This is a genomic window from Flavobacterium sp. LPB0248, from assembly GCF_013388355.1.
GTDB lineage: Bacteria > Bacteroidota > Bacteroidia > Flavobacteriales > Flavobacteriaceae > Flavobacterium.
This window is the reverse complement of record NZ_CP058246.1, coordinates 3029936-3048810: the sequence shown is the minus strand read 5'-3', so window position 1 is coordinate 3048810 and position 18875 is coordinate 3029936. Positions and strand designations below refer to the sequence as shown.

Below are 18875 nucleotides of genomic sequence, written 5' to 3'. Positions count from 1 at the left end.
AGTGTATCTCTCCAGAAAAAACCTTAGAACCTTAGTATCTCAGCAACTCAGAACCTTAGTTTACTGAACATCATATTTCATTTTACGCAAAACTCGTAAAGCTTCTTTAAAAGAAGAATAGATATTCTTATAAGGTTTCAAAAGCAATTTTGCATCAATTAGCTTCTGTCTGGCATCTTCGAAACCATTCAGATGGCAAATCATAAAAGTAGAAGGAAGGTTTTCTAAATCTTTCATTTCACGCTCAGATAGTGACATCTCTTTTTCCAATTTTCTAAGCAGTGCTATATTAGAATTATAAATATGATGCAACATTTTTCGGTTAAACTCCGGTGGCTGAAAAAGCATTTGGCGATCAATTTTATAATAACCGTTGTCAAAAAAATAAATCGTTTGTTCTTCTAACGGATAATAACTCGTTTTGTCATTTAAACCAAGTGGCACGTATTCTGTGATCGTAAAAGTATCATCATTATATTCGATTGTAACAACGTCTTGGGCAGAATAAAAAAGCTTAATCTGTTCGTTTATCAGTTCAATATCAACACGAGACAAATAGGTTTTATCGCGTAATTTTTTGGGAACTCCAGCCCAGCAAATCACGAATAATTCTTTAAAAACACGATATTTTGGCGACATATCTTTATGTCTGAAATTCATAAAATCGATAACACCGTCTAAAGTATATTGAATACTATTTCGAGAGCTGTTCTCTATTCCGATCACGGTTTCGGTATTCTGATTGCTTTTTTCGATTTCCTTGTGTTCTTCTAGAGGAATCGAATTACTGCCTCGCCTTATAAAAACACTATTAGCAAGAATGGTGTGGATTCCTTTTTTAAAGTACGAGATTTTACTTTTGGGCTTTATTGTAACCAGGCCGATTACTTTGTCTTTTGGAAGGTTTGGAAAAGGGACGTTTTCGTATTGAATTTTCGGTGGATTTTCTAAGAAAGCATTGACCAGATTCTGAATTCTGCTATCATCGAAGAAGTCATCGCCTACAATTTCGTTATCTTGATCTTCTACCCCAACAACGATATAAGAGTTGTTATTCGGATTTGAATTGGATAATGCACAAATGTGCTTTAAGAACTTTCCTTTTCCTTCTCTGGAATGAAGATTCAATTGCCTTTTCTTATCATAAAAACTGCTTTCGTCATTATGAGCGAGGAGATTTTTAATTAAAAGGCGTTTATTAATCATTATTCCGGATCTTTAGACTGACTTAGATTTTAGACTTCTTAGATTGGTTTTCAGTTTCCTAAGTTAAACTAAAGATCTGATTTTCTAAGAAGTCTAATCATCTAGTTTTAAATATTCTTTTTAACAATCGTCGAAGATGCTTGTGCTGTACTCATGACAACCAAATCTGCGATATTTACATGATAAGGTCTTGAAACCACAAAATGAATAATATCGGCGATATCTTCTGCCTGCAGCGGATCAAATCCTTTATAAACATTTGCTGCTCTTTCAACATCTCCTTTAAAACGGACTTCGCTAAATTCTGTCGCCACCATTCCTGGATGAATGCCGCCAACTCGAATTCCAAACGGATTCAAATCGATTCGCATTCCTGCAGTAATTGCATCAACAGCATGTTTAGAACCGCAGTATACATTTCCGTTCGGATAAACTTCTTTTGCCGCAGTTGAACCAATATTAATAATATGCCCCGATTGTCTTTCGACCATTTGCGGAATTACCGCTTTTGAAACATACAAAAGACCTTTTACATTAATATCAATCATGGCATCCCAATCGTCTAAATTTCCGTTCTGAATCGGATCTAAACCGTGGGCATTTCCAGCATTATTAATTAAAACGTCGATTGTAGAAAAATCATTTGGCAAAGCTCCTATTTTTTCTAAAACTTCTTCTTTGTTTCGGACATCAAATGATAAAGAATGAACTTCTGTAAAAGCCGAAAGTTCTTTTTGAAGTTCTTCCAAACGGTCTTTACGTCTTCCGCAAAGAATAACTTTATAATTATTTTTTGCTAAAATCTGAGCAGTTGCTTTTCCAATTCCGCTTGTTGCACCAGTAATTAAAACTGTTTTTTTCATTTCATTTTTTTATTTTTTACCACTCCCGATAGCTATCGGGAGTGGTAAAATATTTTAATTCTTATTTTTCCATTCTTCTAAATCCAATACCATGTTAAGTGCCGTCCAAGTTTCTCCCTCAACTTCTCTTATGTATTTTTTATCGGGATTAATACTAAATCCAACTTTTTCATAGCATTTTTGGGCTCCAATATTAAAATCAAAAACATTCAGTTCGATATGTCTTTCTTTCCTGTTTTCAAAAATAAATTGCAACAATAAAATGACCATCTGCTCGCCAATCCCTTTTCCTCTTTGCGTATTATCCATAATCAGGATTCTTCCTAATTTTGCAGAATCATCTTTAAAGTAAATTTCGCAATGTCCAATCGTATTTCCATTGGAAATTTGTGCAACTCTAAAAGCAATTCTATTTTGATCAGAAAGCGTTTTATCTATTTGCTCTTCTGTTAAAGGAAAAGTAAACTCTGGTCCGCCAAATTGCATTAAATCTTTGGCACTTTTGACAGAATTGATCAATTCAAAGTAATCTTTTCTCTCAAATTTTTCTAGGTATATCATTTTCAGAATAGTACAAAATTAAGGCACATCGTCGCCCATGCTCTCTGTCCAGATTGCAAACCAGTCTTGCGTATCCATTTCCAATTCTACCGCTTTCATTAAAGACTGAATTCTGGCAATATTTACAGTTCCCGCAATAGGAATTATTTTGGCAGGGTGTTTTAAAATCCAAGCTAATAATAAAGTATCAGATCCTAAATGGTATTTTTCTACTAATTCAGAAAACAGTTTTTTCAAACGACGTGTTTTTTTGGTATCTTCTCTAAAAACAGTTCCAAGCGGATTCCAAGACAACGGACGAATTCCATGTGTTTGCATATAATCTAAACTCCCATCTGTCATTGCTTCGTAATGAGTTGCCGAAAACTGTACCTGATTATAGCTCACTTCAGTTTTACTTCGAATTAATTCGGTTTGAGAGCTCGTAAAGTTAGAAAGTCCAAAATCGATAATTTTTCCTTCTCCTTTTAACTTTTCAATTGCTTCGGCGATTTCATCAGCCTGCATTAACGGACTTGGTCTATGAAGTAAAAAAACATCTACATAATCTGTTTTTAAATTCTTCAAAGATGTTTCTACAGACTTAATAATATAGTCTTTAGAATAATCATAATGTTTGATTTTGTTTTCAGAGCGTTTTTCAGCAATCATCTGAATTCCGCACTTGGTAATTAATTGTAATTTTTCACGGGCAATCTTACTTGCGTGAAAAGCTTTTCCAAAATCGGCTTCGGTCGTATACGAACCGTAAATATCCGCGTGATCAAAAGTCGTAATTTTGTTTTCGATACTTACCTGTATCATGTTTTCCATTTCTTTGGTTGTAAGGTTTTTATCCCAAACTCCCCAATTCATAGTGCCCGAAATTATAGGCGATAAGACTGTTTTGCTCATAATAATTATGCGTTATTTTTGGTAATAATTATGCTTTACTAAAGCATAATCATCAAAGTTCTTAAAAATATAAAAATAGATTCACAATTAGTCCTTAAAATTAGGTCTTTGGTCGAAGTTTTAACCATTCTTTAACATCTTACTTCTTAAAAAATATTCAATTTGCACTCTCAAAAATAAGGCGTAAAAATCAAGGTTTTAAAAATATTTATATGGAAGAAAATACAACGACTTTAGACATTAGAGCGATAAATGAAAAAATTGAAAGAGAAAGTGCTTTTATAGACCTTCTTACAATGGAAATGAACAAAGTTATTGTGGGTCAGAAACATATGGTCGAACGTCTATTGATCGGATTACTTGGACAAGGGCATATTTTATTGGAAGGAGTTCCAGGTCTGGCAAAAACTTTAGCCATTAATACGCTTTCTCAAGCGGTTCAGGGTTCTTTCAGCCGTATCCAGTTTACGCCAGATTTATTACCAGCCGATGTTATCGGAACCATGATTTACAACATTAAAGCAAACGAGTTCTCAATTAAAAAAGGACCAATTTTCGCCAATTTCGTACTTGCCGATGAGATTAACCGTGCTCCTGCTAAGGTTCAGTCAGCACTTTTGGAGGCAATGCAGGAAAAACAAGTTACTATTGGTGACACTACTTTCAAATTAGATCGTCCGTTTTTAGTATTAGCAACACAAAACCCTGTTGAACAAGAAGGAACATATGCACTTCCTGAAGCACAGGTTGACCGTTTTATGCTAAAAACTGTAATTGATTACCCAAAAATTGATGAAGAGCGTTTTGTAATTCGCCAAAACTTAAAAGGATCTTACGAAAAAGTAAATCCGGTAGTTTCTGTAGATCAGATTTTACGTGCGCAAGAAGCTGTTCGTGAAGTTTATATGGACGAAAAAATTGAGAAATATATCTTGGATATCATTTTTGCTACTCGTTATCCAGAAAAATACAAATTAGCCGATTTAAAACCGCTTATCAGTTTTGGAGCTTCTCCTCGTGGAAGTATCAACTTGGCTAATGCTGCAAAATGCTATGCTTTCATCAAACGTCGTGGTTATGTAATTCCAGAAGACGTTCGTGCAGTTGTTCACGATGTGTTACGTCACAGAGTAGGAATCACTTACGAAGCAGAAGCAGAAAACATCACTTCTGTAGACATTATCAACAAAATCGTTAACGAGATTGAAGTACCTTAAAAATTTGTTTCAAGTTTCAGGTTTCAAGTTGTTGCAAGACAAACTTGAAACTTTTAAACTTTAAACTTTAAACAAATCAAATGGATACAAAAGAGCTTTTAAAAAAAGTACGGAAAATAGAAATCAAAACGAAAAGACTGAGTAATCATATCTTTTCGGGAGAATACCACTCTTCATTTAAAGGACGAGGAATGACGTTTAGCGAGGTGCGTCAATACCAATACGGAGATGATATTCGTAACATCGATTGGAATGTAACCGCACGCTACAACGAAGCTCACGTTAAAGTATTTGAAGAAGAACGCGAATTAACCATGGTTTTAATGGTTGATATTTCGGGTTCGGAATCTTTTGGTTCTAAAAATCAATTCAAGAAAGACATCGTAACCGAAATTGCGGCAACGATGGCTTTTTCGGCTACACAGAATAATGACAAAATTGGTTTAATATTATTTTCTGATACTGTAGAATTATATATTCCACCAAAAAAAGGACGTTCGCATGTGCTTCGCATCATTCGTGAATTGATCGAATTTGAACCAAAAAGTCATAAAACGGACATTGCTCAAGCCTTGAAATTTTTATCTGGAACCCAGAAAAAGAAAGCTATTATTTTTATGATTTCCGATTTTATGTCTGACTCTTATGAGCACACTTTAAAAATCGCGTCTAAGAAGCATGACATCACTGGTGTTCGTGTATACGATATCCGTGAAGAAAGAATTCCAAATTTAGGAATGGTAAACATGCTAGATGCAGAAACTGGAAAAATACAATTGGTTGATACAAGTTCAAAAGCTGTTCGTATGAATTATGAAAAGCATTATCAAGAGAAACTAAATTATTTTAAAGATACTTTCCGTAAATCTGGAGCAGGAATTGTAAATACCAGAGTAGATGAAAATTACGTTACTAAACTATTAGGCTATTTCAAATCACGATAAAATTTTGGCAATTTTGATTAACCAATCAAAAATCGTTAATCTAAAATCAACAATCGTCAATCAAATGAAATTTAAACTTTATATATTTTTATTGCTTTTTTCTACTATGATTTTTGCGCAGCAGAAACCAATAGAAACAAGTATTGATACTACAAAAAACAAAATTGGTGCAGAGTTCAAACTGACACTAAAAACGGTCGTAAACTCAAAATCAAAAGTTGAATTTCCAAAGCTAAAAAACATTGGACCATTAGAAGTAATTCAATCTTATCCAATTGATACGGTTAAGAAAGATGATACTTATGAGTTAATCAAAAAATATGGTTTAACACAGTTTGATTCTGGTCGTTATACGATTCCAAGCGTTAAGATTTTAATAGATAAAAAGCCTTTTTATAGCGATTCTATTAAAGTTGAAGTTGCCAATGTAAAAGTGGACACACTGCAGCAAAAAATGTACGATATTAAAGATATTTCCACTGTTGACGAAGGCATCGGCAATTGGTGGATTTATGTTTTAATTGCTCTTGTAATTATCGGAATCGGAGCTTTTGTTTATTGGTACGTTAAAAAACGTCAGTTGAAAAAAATCGAAGAGGAAGTTTACAAAACACCTATCGAAAAAGCTACAAGCTTATTAAACAACTTAGAGCAAAAAGAACTGGTTCAAAAAGGTGAGATTAAAGAATACTACAGTGAATTAACTGATATTGCACGTAATTATATCGAAGAAGCGATTCATATTCCAGCAATGGAAAGTACTACTTCTGAGTTAATTTCGGCAATTAGAGATGCTTCTACCAAAAAGAAAATGACGCTTACGCCAGAAACAGTTGAAAATCTGGAACGTGTTTTACGTCAGGCCGATTTAGTAAAATTTGCGAAATCTAAACCGCTTGAATTTGAAATTAAAGAAGATAAAAATAAAATTCAGAAAGTAATTTTAACGCTTGATAATGCTATTCCAACAGAAGTTCCTGAGGATATAGAAGATCAATTGTTAAACGAAGCACAAAGACAAAAACAGATTCAGGCACAGCTTAAGAAACAGCGCAATGCAAGAATCGGTTATGCTGTTGCCGCTATCATACTTTTATTGTTTGCAACAACAACTTTCTTTGTGGTTACCAAAGGGTTCAATTACGTAAAAGACAATATAATTGGCCATCCTTCTAAAGAATTATTGGAAGGAGAATGGGTAAAAAGTGCTTACGGAAATCCAGCCGTTATTATTGAAACTCCAAAGGTTTTAAAAAGATTGGACGCACAAAAAGCACTTCCAAAAGAAGCAATGGCTCTTATCAAAGAAATGCAGCTTTTTGCATACGGCAGCTTGATTGACAATTTCTATGTAACGGTTTCTACATCTAAATTCAAACAGCCAACAGATATTGATTTAAGCAAAACCCTAGAAGGCACGCTAAAAATTATAGAAGCTCAGGGCGGACAAAATATTATTGTAAAACAAGAAGATTTTCAAACAAATGAAGGTATTCAGGGAATAAAAGGTTATGGAACAATGACTGTTTTGAATCCAGCAACCAAAACAAGTACGAAAGCATATTATGAATTGCTGCTTTTCAAACAAGATCAAGGTTTACAGCAAATCATGATTTTACATGAAGAAGGAGACACTTATGCAAATGAAATCACGACCCGAATACTAAATTCTGTTGAACTTCAAAGAGCAAACAACTAATGAGCAAGATCACTTTTTTAAATCCAGAGTTTCTTTGGTTGTTTCTATTAATTCCGATTGCGATAATCTGGTTTTTCTGGAAACGCAACCAGCAGTCGGCTACCTTAAAAATGAGTTCGACAGCAGGATTCCAAAATAATGAATCGTTTTGGACCAAGTTCAAACCTGCTCTATACGTTTTTAGAATTCTTGCATTATGTTCGTTGATTATAGCATTGGCAAGACCAAGAACAGTAGACATTAGCAACCAAACTAAAACAACAAAAGGAATTGATATTGTAATGGCAATTGACGTTTCTGGATCTATGTTGGCAAAAGATTTAAAGCCAAACCGTATGGAAGCTTTAAAAAGAGTGGCAGCAGACTTCGTTGAAGAAAGGCCAAATGATAGAATCGGATTGGTTTTGTACGCTTCTGAAGCTTATACCAAAACGCCTGTAACTAGTGATAAAGCAATCATTCTTGAAGCTATAAAAGGCATTAAATACGATACGGTTTTACAAGACGGAACTGGAATTGGAATGGGATTGGCAACTGCTGTAAATCGTCTAAAAGACAGTAAAGCAAAAAGCCGTGTTATTATATTGCTTACAGATGGTGTAAATAATGCTGGATTTATCGAACCAGAAACTGCCGCTGATATTGCAAAACAATACGGAATAAAAGTTTACACCATTGGTCTTGGAACAAACGGAATGGCAGAATCTCCATACGCATACGCGCCAAACGGAGGTTTCTTATTCAAAATGCAAAAAGTTGAAATCGATGAAAGGCTGATGAAAAGTATTGCCCAAAAAACAGACGGAACATACTTTAGAGCTACAAGCAACGATAAATTAGCAGAAATCTACAACTCAATCAATAAGCTTGAAACAACAGAAATTCAAGAATTAAAATTCTATGATTATGATGAAAAGTACAGAGCTTTTGTTTTATTTGCAGGCTTTTTGCTGTTACTAGAAGTTGGATTAAGAAATACAGTTTACAGAAGCTTCATTTAATTTTAGATTAAAAAAAATCTAAAATCTAAATTCAGAAATCTAAAATTTAAAATGGAATTAGACGAAAAAAAATATTTATATCTCTTACTGCTTATCCCAATTGTGGTGTGCATTTTCCTTTTCAATATGTATTGGAAAAGAAGAACACAACGTGAATTTGGTGACTTGGAAATGGTAAAAAGATTGAGTCCGGAGAAATCGGTTTTTAAACCAGTTTTAAAAATTGTAGTTATTCTTTTGGCACTTACCTGTTTGATTATCGGTTTGGTAAATCCGAAGATTGGAACCAAGATGGAGACCGTAAAACGAGAAGGTATTGACATCGTTTTTGCTGTTGACGTTTCTAAAAGTATGCTGGCAGAAGATGTCGTTCCTAGCCGTCTAGACAAAAGTAAACAGCTGGTTTCTCAGATCATTAATAATTTAGGAAGCGATAGAATTGGAATTGTAGCTTACGCAGGAAGCGCTTTCCCAGTTTTACCAATTACATCAGATTACAGCGTTGCAAAAATGTTTCTACAAAGTATGAGTCCAGGAATGGTTTCATCTCAAGGAACATCTTTGGACGAGGCAATTAAATTGTCTTCGACTTACTTTGATGAAAAAAGTAAAACCAGCAAATTATTAATTCTGATTTCTGATGGTGAAGATCATTCTGAAGGCGCGGCTGCTGCTGCAGAAGAAGCCAATAAACTAGGAATGAAAATCATTACAATTGGTGTTGGTACAGAGAGAGGAGGAACAATTCCGCTAAAAGAAAATGGTGTTGTAAGAGGCTATCAAAAAGATCAAAACGGAGAAACCGTAATTACCAAATTAAATCAAGAAGGTTTAAAAACAATTGCAAAAGCAACAAAAGGTGGCTATGTTTACGGCGGAAGCACAAAAGAAGTGTTAGAATATGTCAAAAATGCTTTAAACAATATTCAGAAAACAGAATTTGAGGCAACACAAATGGCCGAGTTTCAGTCGCAGTTTCAGTGGTTTATTGGATTCGCATTTTTATTGCTTTTCCTAGACATTTTCTTATTAGAAAGAAAAACAAGCTGGATCAAAGAGTTGGATTTATTTAATGAAAAGAAATAAATGTTCAGAGTGAAATTCAGAACAGAAAACAAAATTAGAATGAAAAATTTACTCCTTTATATTTTACTAACGGTTTCTTTTGCAGTTTCTGCTCAAGAAAAAGACAAAACGTTGCCTGCTGGGAATGAAGAATATAAACAGAATAAATTTACTGATGCTGAGGCAAACTATAGAATTTCGGAATCAAAATTTCCTAAAAAATCAGCAGCTCCTTATAATTTAGGAAATACGATTTACAGACAAAATCAGATTTCGGAAGCTAAATTTGCTTACGCGAAAGCGATAAAAAATGCCAAAACAAGACCTGAAAAACACAAAGCTTATCATAACCTTGGAAATACTTTCATGAAAGAGAAAGATTATACTCAAGCAGTTGAAGCTTACAAACAAGCGCTTCGTAACGATCCAACCGATGAAGAAACGCGTTACAACTATGCTTATGCCAAACAAAAGCTAAAAGAAAATCCTCCTAAAAACGATCAGAAAGATAAAAATAAGGACAAAGACAAGGATAAGGATAAAAACAAAGACAAGGACAAGGATAAAAATAAAGATAAAGACAAGGATAAAAAAGACGATAAAGGCGATCCAGACAAAGACAAAAAAGATGGCCAAAATGATCCTAAGAAAGACGACAAGTCTGATAATAAAGGAGAACCAAAACCACAGCCTGGAGGAATATCAAAAGAACGTGTTCAGAATTTATTGGATGCAGTGAATAATGAGGAGAAGAAAATTCAGGATAAAGTAAACGCTCAAAAAGTAAAAGGCAGTCCTAAGAAAACAGAAAAAGACTGGTAAAATAAGTTGAATCGTTTAATCGTTTATTTGTTATTACAAAACGATTAAACGGTTTAACAGTTAAACAAACAACGACTAAAACAAGTAATGAAAAGATATTTAATTCTATTTCTAATCACTTTTCAAGGACTTATGGCTCAAGTACAATTTGAAGCCAGAGTCAGCAAAAACTCGCTTGGAATAAATGAAAGACTTCGCATAGACTTCATCATGAATGTGGACGGAGATAATTTCGAGCAACCTTCTTTTGACGGATTTAAAATGGTTGCGGGGCCAAGCCAACAGATTAGCCAGTCTTGGATAAACGGACGCAGTTCTTTTCAAAAAATATACTCCTATATCTTACAACCTGAAAGAAAAGGTGCCTTAACAATAAAACAGGCCGCTATAGAATTCAATGGACAGGTTTACAAAACCAATCCGATAAAGGTTACAGTAACCAATGCTGTGGCTCAGGAAAGAGATCCAAATGACAGACCTCAAGGATCTGGAAATGAATTATTGGAACTTGTTGCCGAAATCTCAAAAACAAATCCGTACTTAAACGAACCTATTACAGTCGTTTACAAACTGTATTTCAATAATATTGGTGTTACTGGTTTTAAAGAATTGGCAAAACCTAAATACAATGATTTTTGGAATCAGAACATTGATGTTAAGCAACTTTCTGTACAGCAAGGTTCTTACCAAGGTCAGCAAGCTTATTATGTAATCTTAAAAAAGACTATTCTATATCCTCAAAAATCAGGAAGACTTACAATTGAACCTCTTTCACTAGATATTGGCGTACAGTTACCAACAAATCGTCGTGACATGTTTGGTCAAATGATTATTGCAGAAGACAATAAAGTGGTTTCTGCTGGAGCAAAAACAATCAATGTGCGACCGCTTCCAGAAACCAACAAACCAGAAGGATTTACGGGTGCTGTCGGAAGATTTAATTTTACCGTTACTCCATCAAAAACAACACTTAAAAATGGTGAAGGACTTGACTTAATCGTAAGCGCACAAGGTAGCGGAAATATGAAGTTATTTACACTTCCTAAACCAGTTGTTCCAAATGCATTAGAAATGTATGATCCTGTTCATGATGAAAGCGTAACCACTTCTCTTACTGGTATGTCTGGAAGAATTACAGATAAATATACTATTGTACCGCAATACAGAGGAAAATATGCGATCAAACCAATGCAGTTTTCTTATTTTGATTTGAGTACTGGCACATATAAAACCATTACTTCAAAAGAAATTATGGTTGATGTTTTAGACGGACCAACGCCAGCGGAAGCAAATACAGGAGCAGCATCTAAAAATGTTGTAGCCAAAGCTGATCAATTCAAAAACATAAAACCTAAAACAATATTAATTCCTATTGCGAAAAAAGATTTTTATGATTCAAATCTATATTTAGGATTATTGTTAGCTCCATTTATCATTATTCCGATAATCATTTTAGCTAGAAAGAAAAAAGAGGCTATGGATAGTGATGTTACTGGAAACAGAATTAGAATGAACAATAAGCTGGCTAAGAAATATTTATCGCAAGCGAAGAAACATCTTAACAATAAAGAGCCTTTCTATATCGCACTTGAAAAAGCAATGCATAATTTCTTGAAAGCAAAACTACATATTGAAACTTCAGAAATGAGCAAAGACAATATTAGAGAGTTATTGTTATCTAGAAATGCAAATGCAGAAACAGTTCAGAATTTTATTGCTTTGACTGAAAACTGCGAGTTTGCACGTTATGCACCAGCATCGAGCGCTTCAATTCAGCAGGATTATGATAAAGCGGTTATGATTATTTCTGAATTAGAAAAACAGATTGTTTAAACGTAATAAAACAAACCTGACAGGTTTTGAAAACCTGTCAGGTTTAAACAAAATAAGATGAAAAACATACTATATCTCTTTTTATTCATCTCGCAGGTTTTCTTTGCGCAAGGTCGTTTTGAATCGGCCAATGCACTGTACCAAAAAGGGCAATATAAAGAAGCAGCACAGGTTTATGAGAACATCATAAAGGAAGATAAATTACATTCTGCCGAAGTGTATTTTAATCTTGGAAATTGTTATTACAAACTAAATCAAGTTGCACCTTCAATTTATAATTATGAAAAAGCTTTGGTTCTTAAACCAAACGATCCTGAGACTTTAAACAATTTAAAGTTTGCCAAAAAACTAACTATTGACGAAATCAAAGAAGTTCCGAAAGTAGGTTTTGCAAAACTGATTCAGAACTTTACTTCCATTTTTGATTATAATACTTGGGCTAAAATTTCTGTTGTACTTGGTTTTGTGTTTTTATTGAGTTTTATTGGATATTATTTTTCGAGCGCTACAATTGCAAAAAGAATTTATTTTGTCGGAATGTTTATCATTTTGGTAGCTTTTGCTTTAAGCATTTCAGCTGGAATGTCTGAAAAAAGTCATTTTGAAAACGATCGTGTTGCCATTGTTTTTTCGGAATTAAGCCAAGTGAGACATGAGCCTCAAAAATCTTCGAACGGAATTATTTTATTGCACGAAGGAGCAAAAGTTTATGTTTTGGAAAGTGTTGCGGGCTGGAAAAAAATCGAATTGACAGATGGAACTCAAGGCTGGATTGAATCGGCAACAATCAAAGAAGTAAAATAAGGTTTTAAAAATATTCAAATAAAAAATTCCAAATTCCAATTTTAAGTTGGAGTTTGGAATTTTTCTTTTTTGGAATTTGAATTAGTTTATTGCATCAACCAATCGTACAAATTCAGATCTGTAGCCGTCTTCGTCATTTGACAAACCAGATTTTGCCAGTCTTTTAATATCCGAACTTGAACTGTTGGCTATATATTTTGATTCACGCAATTTTAATCCGAACCAAGAAACCGCAGTTGTAAATTTAAAATCAGGAGAACTATTTTCTAAATCTGTTTTCTGATCTGGTATAACATTTACTATTTCAATACTTTTGTTGCCATCAGGTTTTTTATATCTAAATTTTACTGTAGCCAATTCATCACTGTAATTTCCCTCAGTTTGTTTTGTTTTAGTGTATTTCAGATCTGACGGAACATAGTCACTTTCTACACCTATTGGAACGATTTCATACAAAGCTGTAACTGAATGTCCGCTTCCCAATTCGCCCGCATCAATTTTATCATTTTTAAAATCTTCTGCATTCAGTTTTCGGTTTTCATAACCAATCAATCGATATGCCTGAACATGTTTTGGATTAAACTCAATTTGAATTTTTACATCTTTCGCGATAGCAAACATAGATCCCTTAAATTCTTTCCCAAGAAAACGATTTGCTTCCTGAATATTATCTATATACGCGTAATTTCCATTTCCTTTATCGGCAAGAATTTCCATTTTACTGTCTTTGTAATTCCCCATTCCAAATCCTAAAACGGTTAAGAAAACTCCAGATTCTCTTTTTTGTTCAATCAATTTTAGCATATCATCATCTGAAGAAGCGCCAACATTAAAATCACCATCTGTAGCTATTACCACTCTATTATTTCCCTCTTTAATAAAATTTTGTTGTGCAAGTTTGTACGCCAATTCGATTCCCTCTCCTCCTGCTGTACTTCCTCCAGCATGCAAATCGTCAAAAGCATCTATAATTTCATCTTTATTATCGCCAGAAGTTGGTTCCAAAACTACTCCTGCGGATCCTGCATAAACTACAATCGAAACTTTATCAATGCTTCGAAGTTCTTTTACCAAAATTTTCATGGATTCTTTAAGCAAAGGCAATTTATTTGGTTCATCCATAGAACCAGAAACATCCACTAAAAAAACCAGATTGGAAGCCGGCAAATTTGCCATTGGAACATTCTTTCCCTGCAAACCAATCTTTAACAATCGACTGTTTTTATTCCACGGACAATCACTGTATTCTGTATTAATTGCAAACGGATGCTGGCCATCTGGCTGTGGATATCTGTATTTAAAGAAATTGATCATTTCTTCTACACGAACGGCATCTTTTGGAACTTTTTGCCCTTCGTTTATAAATCGACGAATATTGGTGTAAGATGCATTATCAACATCAATAGAAAAAGTAGAAAGCGGTTCTTTGACCGGAGATTCAAAAGGATTCTCTTCTAATCCTGCATAGCTTTCTGTATTTGGTTCAATGTACATTTCCTCTGGAATTGCATCTATTACAGCTGCAGCAGAATCAACTGTCTCGTAACTTTGGTCTGGTGCATACGCTTTCTTACAGCTAAAAATAGTAAGTACAAGGAATGCCATCATAAAGAAATTAAGATTTCTCATAAAGTAAGTTTTTAAAAAATTAATAAAAGGTTATAGGCTTCAAATAAGGACTAGCATTCCGGATGTACTAGAGGCGATTATTTGCAATTTTTCGAAGTATCAAAACCGTGCCAAATTTTTTACAAATATTTTTCTTACGTGAAAATAAAATGAGAAACCCCTATTTTTAAAGGGATTTGGTATGAAATATTTTTTGTGAAATACAAAGATTTTTTTGCCACAGATTAAAATGATTAAATGGATTAATCTTTTCTAATCCTTTATCCCGATAGCTATCGGGAGTGGCATTATTTTTTTTCAGCTAGACTAAAACTGATAAATCTTCTCTGGTGTTACACAATAATCCAATTTAATATCCGATTCAAAAACATCATCAATCTGGTTTACGGCTTCAAAAAAAGAAAGTCCGATTTTGACGGTTTCTGGTTTGCATTCGGCAAGGAATTTATCGTAGAAACCTTTTCCATAACCAATTCGATTTCCAAAAACATCAAAAGCCAAAAGCGGTACAAAAACAACTTCAACTTTAGACGAAGGAATTTCGATTCCGTCAACTGGTTCCGGAATATTGTATTCGTTCTTTTTGATTTTGGTATTATCTGTTAAAAGAAAATGAGTCATTTTTCTGGATTCGAAATCACTTTTAGAAATCAGAATTTCTTTGTCTTTTCCAGAAAGCAAATGCAGAATATATTCGGTATTCACTTCCTTATGTTCTTCAATCGGAAGAAAAACATGATAATAACTTTTATCCCAAATTGGCATTTGAATTAATTGATTGGCAATTGCCAAACTTTTTTCTTCTATATCTTCAAAAGAAAGCGCTTTACGGAAATTTTTATATTCTAGTCGGAGTTCTTTTTTACTCGTCGGCATTGTCTGGAATTTTAGATAAATGATAGATTGCGTCGCCTTCATAAACAATTGGCGAATGATTGGCATTAATTACATAACCATCATGGGGCGCTTTTACTTTTTGCTCAAATTTACCAAACGGATCTGTAATGATTGCCAGGATTGTGCCTTTGGTTACAAATTTCCCAACCAAATTAAAATCATGAAGTAAGCCAGAACATTTTGCACGAAGCCAAACCGACTGTTTTATATAAATGGAAGGAGTCAAAGCTGGCTCAGCAATTTGTTTAGAATCGAGCATTTCTAAATAATGAAGCAAACGTTTGGTTCCTAAAACACCTTGATTTGCAATTTCGTTATTGATGTCTAATGATTTTCCGCCTTCAAAAAGCAACATTTTCACATTGGCATTTTCAGAAGTTTTTCTAAAAGATCCATTTATGTTTTTAGAATACAATGTAAAGGGCGCATTAAAAATATCGGCCAAAACTTTCAGTTCAGGATTATTCTCTGTAATTCTAATCTGCGGAGCATTAAAACGGCTTGCACCACCTGCATGAAAATCGACAGCATAATCTAAAATCGGTAAAATTTCTTCGACAATATGATACGCAAATCGACTGGCAAGTGAACCTTTTTTGCTTCCTGGAAAAACACGATTCAAATCACGTCCGTCTGGAAATTCGCGAGATTTGTTCACAAATCCGTACATATTGATTACCGGAATGCAGATAATAGTCCCTCGCGACGGTCTGTTGATTTTTTTACTGATAATCTGACGAACAATTTCGACACCGTTAATTTCGTCGCCATGAATTCCAGCAGAAAATAAAACAGTCGGCCCTTCATGTTTGGAACGACGTACAATAACAGGAATATTCAACTTAGTTGTAGTATGCAGTCTAGCAATTTCGACGTTTATGGTTCTATGTTCTCCCGGCAAAATCGATTCGCCGAAAATAACCAATGGAGCACTATTTTTCATGTAGAATTATAAAATCTAAATATAGAAATTATATTTTAAATTCATACTTTTGGATTTAATACACAAATTCCTATATAAACAAAATAATAACCTATTTACCAAAAGAATGAAAAAGACTTTAATATTACTTAGCGCGTTGACCCTTATGGTTTCATGCATGAGCAAGGAAGAAAAAATGAAAGAAGCAGAAGAAGATGGAAATGAAGTAATTGCTGTAAAATCCAAATTAATTGAAGGCGCAGGAAAAGCGCTTCTAAAGGTATTGGAGATGTGATAAAAGGAATAAATTCTGGAATGAATGAAAGCATAAATCAATCTGATGTAATTGCTGAAGCCTCTTTTAAAGCAAATTTTGAAGATTGCAAAGCCGAAAAAATTTATGCTTCTAGTGAAGACAAAGAAAAAAAAGTGACTATTTATTTAATAGCTAAAAATGACTTTAAAGGCGATTTAATTTTAAAAGCTTTCAATGCTGATAAAAAAGAAATAGGAAGAAGCCGATTAAAAGTCGACATTAAAAAAGATGATGCTAAATATGTAGATTTTACTTTTGACGAAAGAACACATTTACTGCAAACAGAATATTTTTCGATCAAATAAAAATATGTTTTACAAAAGAGCCTTTTACAGTATAAAAGGCTCTTTTTTTGAAGAAGAAAATCAAAAGAATTTTAAACTTTAAGCTCAATAGCTTAATTTTGTAATTATGCAGAGTCCTCTTGAACTTCAAATTATAACCTTACCCGATAATCCTGGCGTTTATCAATATTATGATAAAGACGGGAAAATCTTGTATGTCGGAAAAGCCAAAAATTTAAAAAAAAGGGTTTCATCCTATTTCAATAAAATTCACGATACTGCCAAAACCAACGTTCTGGTAAAAAAAATCGTGACGATAAAACACATTGTAGTTCCAACCGAAACAGATGCGCTTTTATTAGAAAACAATTTAATTAAAACACTTCAGCCGCGATACAATGTTTTGCTTCGTGACGACAAAACGTATCCATGGATCTGTATTAAAAAAGAACCTTTTTCGAGGATATTTTCAACTCGAAACATGGTCAAAGATGGTTCTGAATATTTTGGTCCATACACCAGTTTTAAGACAGTACATACTATTTTAGATTTAATTAAAGAATTATATCCGCTTCGAACTTGTAACTATGACTTGAGTCAATCGAATATTAATTCAGGAAAATTTAAAGTTTGTCTGGAATATCACATTGGCAATTGCAAAGGACCTTGCGAAGGTTTGGAACCTTTGGAGGAATACCAAAGACAAGTCAATGCTATTCGCGAAATCCTAAAAGGAAACTTCAAAGAAAGCTTAAAGGATTTCAAGAAATTGATGAATAATTATGCGCAGAATTTACAATTTGAAGAAGCACAAAAAATAAAAGAGAAAATTGAGGTTTTAGAAAACTATCAATCAAAATCGACCATCATTAATCCGAAGATTACCAATATTGATGTTTTCTCTATTGTTTCAGACGAAAGTGCCGCTTTTGTCAACTTCCTTCAGATTTCTCATGGTTCGATTATTCGTTCGCACACTTTAGAGATGAAGAAAAAATTGGACGAAAGCGATGAAGAATTATTAGAATTAGCTATTGTAGAACTTCGCGAGCGTTTTCAATTGTTATCAAAAGAGATCATTGTTCCTTTCGAAATGGATTTGGGCGAAAACATCAAAACTACTGTTCCGCAACTTGGAGATAAAAAACAGATTTTAGATTTGTCTATTCGAAATGCTAAATTCTATCGAATCGAACAATTAAAACAATTGCAAATTGTAGATCCCGATCGTCATGTAAATCGAATTATGGCGCAGATGCAAAAAGATTTACGTCTTCCGTCTGAACCAAGACATATCGAGTGTTTTGATAACTCCAACATTCAGGGAACCAATCCGGTTGCGGCTTGTGTGGTTTTTAAAGACGGAAAACCGAGCAAAAAAGATTACCGCCATTTTAATGTTAAAACCGTTGAAGGTCCAAACGACTTTGCTTCGATGACCGAAATCGTATATCGTCGTTACAAAAGATTATTGGATGAAAACGAACCTTTGCCGCAATTAATTATTATTGATGGTGGAAAAGGACAGCTTTCGGCAGCATTAAAAAGTATCGACGATTTAGGCTTACGCGGAAAAGTAGCAATCATTGGAATCGCAAAACGTTTGGAAGAACTTTTCTATCCTGGTGATTCGATTCCGTTATACTTAGACAAAAAATCAGAAACTTTAAAAGTGATTCAGCATTTAAGAAACGAAGCGCATAGATTCGGAATCACATTTCATAGAGATAAACGCAGTAAATCGGCACTTAATTCTTCGGTTGAAAGCATTCCGGGAATTGGCGAAAAAACCATGACAACATTAATACAACATTTCAAAAGTGTTAAAAGATTGAAATTGGCTACAGAAAAAGAAATTTCAGCCGTTGTAGGTGTTTCTAAAGCCAAAAAAATTGTCGACTTTTACAAAACCAATTAA

The 18875-nt window shown here is 33.9% G+C and carries 17 protein-coding genes; 10 read left to right on the top strand and 7 right to left on the bottom strand.

Annotated features, from left to right (window positions below; genetic code table 11):
• Window positions 1-60: 60 nt before the first annotated feature.
• The 4 genes from LPB248_RS12670 to LPB248_RS12655 all read right to left on the bottom strand — a co-directional run bounded on the left by LPB248_RS12670 (window position 61) and on the right by LPB248_RS12655 (window position 3524).
• On the bottom strand, window positions 61-1206 hold the full coding sequence (locus LPB248_RS12670) for an ATP-binding protein (RefSeq protein ID WP_177211770.1): 1146 nt from the start codon (window positions 1204-1206) through the stop codon (window positions 61-63).
• 107 nt (window positions 1207-1313) lie between these two features.
• Complete coding sequence (locus LPB248_RS12665; RefSeq protein ID WP_177211769.1) at window positions 1314-2069, bottom strand: SDR family NAD(P)-dependent oxidoreductase; 756 nt, start codon at window positions 2067-2069, stop codon at window positions 1314-1316.
• A 54-nt stretch (window positions 2070-2123) separates the two neighbouring features.
• On the bottom strand, window positions 2124-2630 hold the full coding sequence (locus LPB248_RS12660; RefSeq protein WP_177211768.1) for a GNAT family N-acetyltransferase: 507 nt from the start codon (window positions 2628-2630) through the stop codon (window positions 2124-2126).
• A gap of 18 nt (window positions 2631-2648) precedes the next feature.
• The gene (locus LPB248_RS12655) at window positions 2649-3524 is read right to left on the bottom strand and encodes an aldo/keto reductase family oxidoreductase (RefSeq protein ID WP_177211767.1); all 876 of its coding nucleotides are present in this window, start codon (window positions 3522-3524) and stop codon (window positions 2649-2651) included.
• A 212-nt stretch (window positions 3525-3736) separates the two neighbouring features.
• On the opposite strand from LPB248_RS12655, the gene LPB248_RS12650 reads away from it, so the two are divergent.
• From LPB248_RS12650 to LPB248_RS12615, 8 genes are all read left to right on the top strand, one after another.
• Complete coding sequence (locus tag LPB248_RS12650; protein ID WP_177211766.1) at window positions 3737-4741, top strand: AAA family ATPase; 1005 nt, start codon at window positions 3737-3739, stop codon at window positions 4739-4741.
• An 80-nt stretch (window positions 4742-4821) separates the two neighbouring features.
• Window positions 4822-5685 carry a DUF58 domain-containing protein gene (locus tag LPB248_RS12645; RefSeq protein WP_095928411.1) on the top strand — a complete coding sequence of 288 codons (864 nt, stop codon included), beginning with the start codon at window positions 4822-4824 and terminating at the stop codon, window positions 5683-5685.
• 64 nt (window positions 5686-5749) lie between these two features.
• On the top strand, window positions 5750-7384 hold the full coding sequence (locus tag LPB248_RS12640) for a hypothetical protein (protein WP_177211765.1): 1635 nt from the start codon (window positions 5750-5752) through the stop codon (window positions 7382-7384).
• The gene (locus LPB248_RS12635) at window positions 7384-8385 is read left to right on the top strand and encodes a vWA domain-containing protein (RefSeq protein ID WP_177211764.1); all 1002 of its coding nucleotides are present in this window, start codon (window positions 7384-7386) and stop codon (window positions 8383-8385) included. The genes LPB248_RS12640 and LPB248_RS12635 overlap by 1 nt, the downstream gene beginning before the upstream one ends.
• A gap of 51 nt (window positions 8386-8436) precedes the next feature.
• A complete protein-coding gene (locus LPB248_RS12630; protein ID WP_177211763.1) occupies window positions 8437-9471 on the top strand; it encodes a vWA domain-containing protein in 1035 nt (344 codons plus the stop codon).
• 39 nt (window positions 9472-9510) lie between these two features.
• A complete protein-coding gene (locus LPB248_RS12625; RefSeq protein WP_177211762.1) occupies window positions 9511-10272 on the top strand; it encodes a tetratricopeptide repeat protein in 762 nt (253 codons plus the stop codon).
• A gap of 87 nt (window positions 10273-10359) precedes the next feature.
• The gene (locus LPB248_RS12620) at window positions 10360-12105 is read left to right on the top strand and encodes a BatD family protein (protein WP_177211761.1); all 1746 of its coding nucleotides are present in this window, start codon (window positions 10360-10362) and stop codon (window positions 12103-12105) included.
• Between the two features lie 57 nt (window positions 12106-12162).
• Entirely contained in the window at window positions 12163-12909 is a 747-nt protein-coding gene (locus LPB248_RS12615) for a tetratricopeptide repeat protein (RefSeq protein ID WP_177211760.1), read from the top strand.
• An 81-nt stretch (window positions 12910-12990) separates the two neighbouring features.
• Here the strand turns inward: LPB248_RS12615 and LPB248_RS12610 are convergent, their stop codons facing one another.
• The 3 genes from LPB248_RS12610 to LPB248_RS12600 all read right to left on the bottom strand — a co-directional run bounded on the left by LPB248_RS12610 (window position 12991) and on the right by LPB248_RS12600 (window position 16378).
• Window positions 12991-14538, bottom strand: a complete 1548-nt coding sequence (locus tag LPB248_RS12610) for a vWA domain-containing protein (RefSeq protein ID WP_177211759.1) — start codon at window positions 14536-14538, stop codon at window positions 12991-12993.
• Between the two features lie 306 nt (window positions 14539-14844).
• The gene (locus LPB248_RS12605) at window positions 14845-15414 is read right to left on the bottom strand and encodes a 5-formyltetrahydrofolate cyclo-ligase (protein WP_177211758.1); all 570 of its coding nucleotides are present in this window, start codon (window positions 15412-15414) and stop codon (window positions 14845-14847) included.
• The gene (locus tag LPB248_RS12600) at window positions 15401-16378 is read right to left on the bottom strand and encodes a succinylglutamate desuccinylase/aspartoacylase family protein (RefSeq protein ID WP_177211757.1); all 978 of its coding nucleotides are present in this window, start codon (window positions 16376-16378) and stop codon (window positions 15401-15403) included. The genes LPB248_RS12605 and LPB248_RS12600 overlap by 14 nt, the downstream gene beginning before the upstream one ends.
• 270 nt (window positions 16379-16648) lie before the next feature.
• Between LPB248_RS12600 and LPB248_RS12595 the strand changes: the two genes are divergently transcribed.
• Complete coding sequence (locus LPB248_RS12595) at window positions 16649-16978, top strand: hypothetical protein (RefSeq protein ID WP_177211756.1); 330 nt, start codon at window positions 16649-16651, stop codon at window positions 16976-16978.
• 106 nt (window positions 16979-17084) lie between these two features.
• Complete coding sequence (gene uvrC / locus LPB248_RS12590) at window positions 17085-18875, top strand: excinuclease ABC subunit UvrC (protein ID WP_177211755.1); 1791 nt, start codon at window positions 17085-17087, stop codon at window positions 18873-18875.

Coding starts and splice junctions, on each gene's coding strand:
- LPB248_RS12670 (WP_177211770.1), bottom strand. CDS start 1,206: ATGATTAATAAACGCCTTTTAATTAAAAATCTCCTCGCTCATAATGAC.
- LPB248_RS12665 (WP_177211769.1), bottom strand. CDS start 2,069: ATGAAAAAAACAGTTTTAATTACTGGTGCAACAAGCGGAATTGGAAAA.
- LPB248_RS12660 (WP_177211768.1), bottom strand. CDS start 2,630: ATGATATACCTAGAAAAATTTGAGAGAAAAGATTACTTTGAATTGATC.
- LPB248_RS12655 (WP_177211767.1), bottom strand. CDS start 3,524: ATGAGCAAAACAGTCTTATCGCCTATAATTTCGGGCACTATGAATTGG.
- LPB248_RS12650 (WP_177211766.1), top strand. CDS start 3,737: ATGGAAGAAAATACAACGACTTTAGACATTAGAGCGATAAATGAAAAA.
- LPB248_RS12645 (WP_095928411.1), top strand. CDS start 4,822: ATGGATACAAAAGAGCTTTTAAAAAAAGTACGGAAAATAGAAATCAAA.
- LPB248_RS12640 (WP_177211765.1), top strand. CDS start 5,750: ATGAAATTTAAACTTTATATATTTTTATTGCTTTTTTCTACTATGATT.
- LPB248_RS12635 (WP_177211764.1), top strand. CDS start 7,384: ATGAGCAAGATCACTTTTTTAAATCCAGAGTTTCTTTGGTTGTTTCTA.
- LPB248_RS12630 (WP_177211763.1), top strand. CDS start 8,437: ATGGAATTAGACGAAAAAAAATATTTATATCTCTTACTGCTTATCCCA.
- LPB248_RS12625 (WP_177211762.1), top strand. CDS start 9,511: ATGAAAAATTTACTCCTTTATATTTTACTAACGGTTTCTTTTGCAGTT.
- LPB248_RS12620 (WP_177211761.1), top strand. CDS start 10,360: ATGAAAAGATATTTAATTCTATTTCTAATCACTTTTCAAGGACTTATG.
- LPB248_RS12615 (WP_177211760.1), top strand. CDS start 12,163: ATGAAAAACATACTATATCTCTTTTTATTCATCTCGCAGGTTTTCTTT.
- LPB248_RS12610 (WP_177211759.1), bottom strand. CDS start 14,538: ATGAGAAATCTTAATTTCTTTATGATGGCATTCCTTGTACTTACTATT.
- LPB248_RS12605 (WP_177211758.1), bottom strand. CDS start 15,414: ATGCCGACGAGTAAAAAAGAACTCCGACTAGAATATAAAAATTTCCGT.
- LPB248_RS12600 (WP_177211757.1), bottom strand. CDS start 16,378: ATGAAAAATAGTGCTCCATTGGTTATTTTCGGCGAATCGATTTTGCCG.
- uvrC (WP_177211755.1), top strand. CDS start 17,085: ATGCAGAGTCCTCTTGAACTTCAAATTATAACCTTACCCGATAATCCT.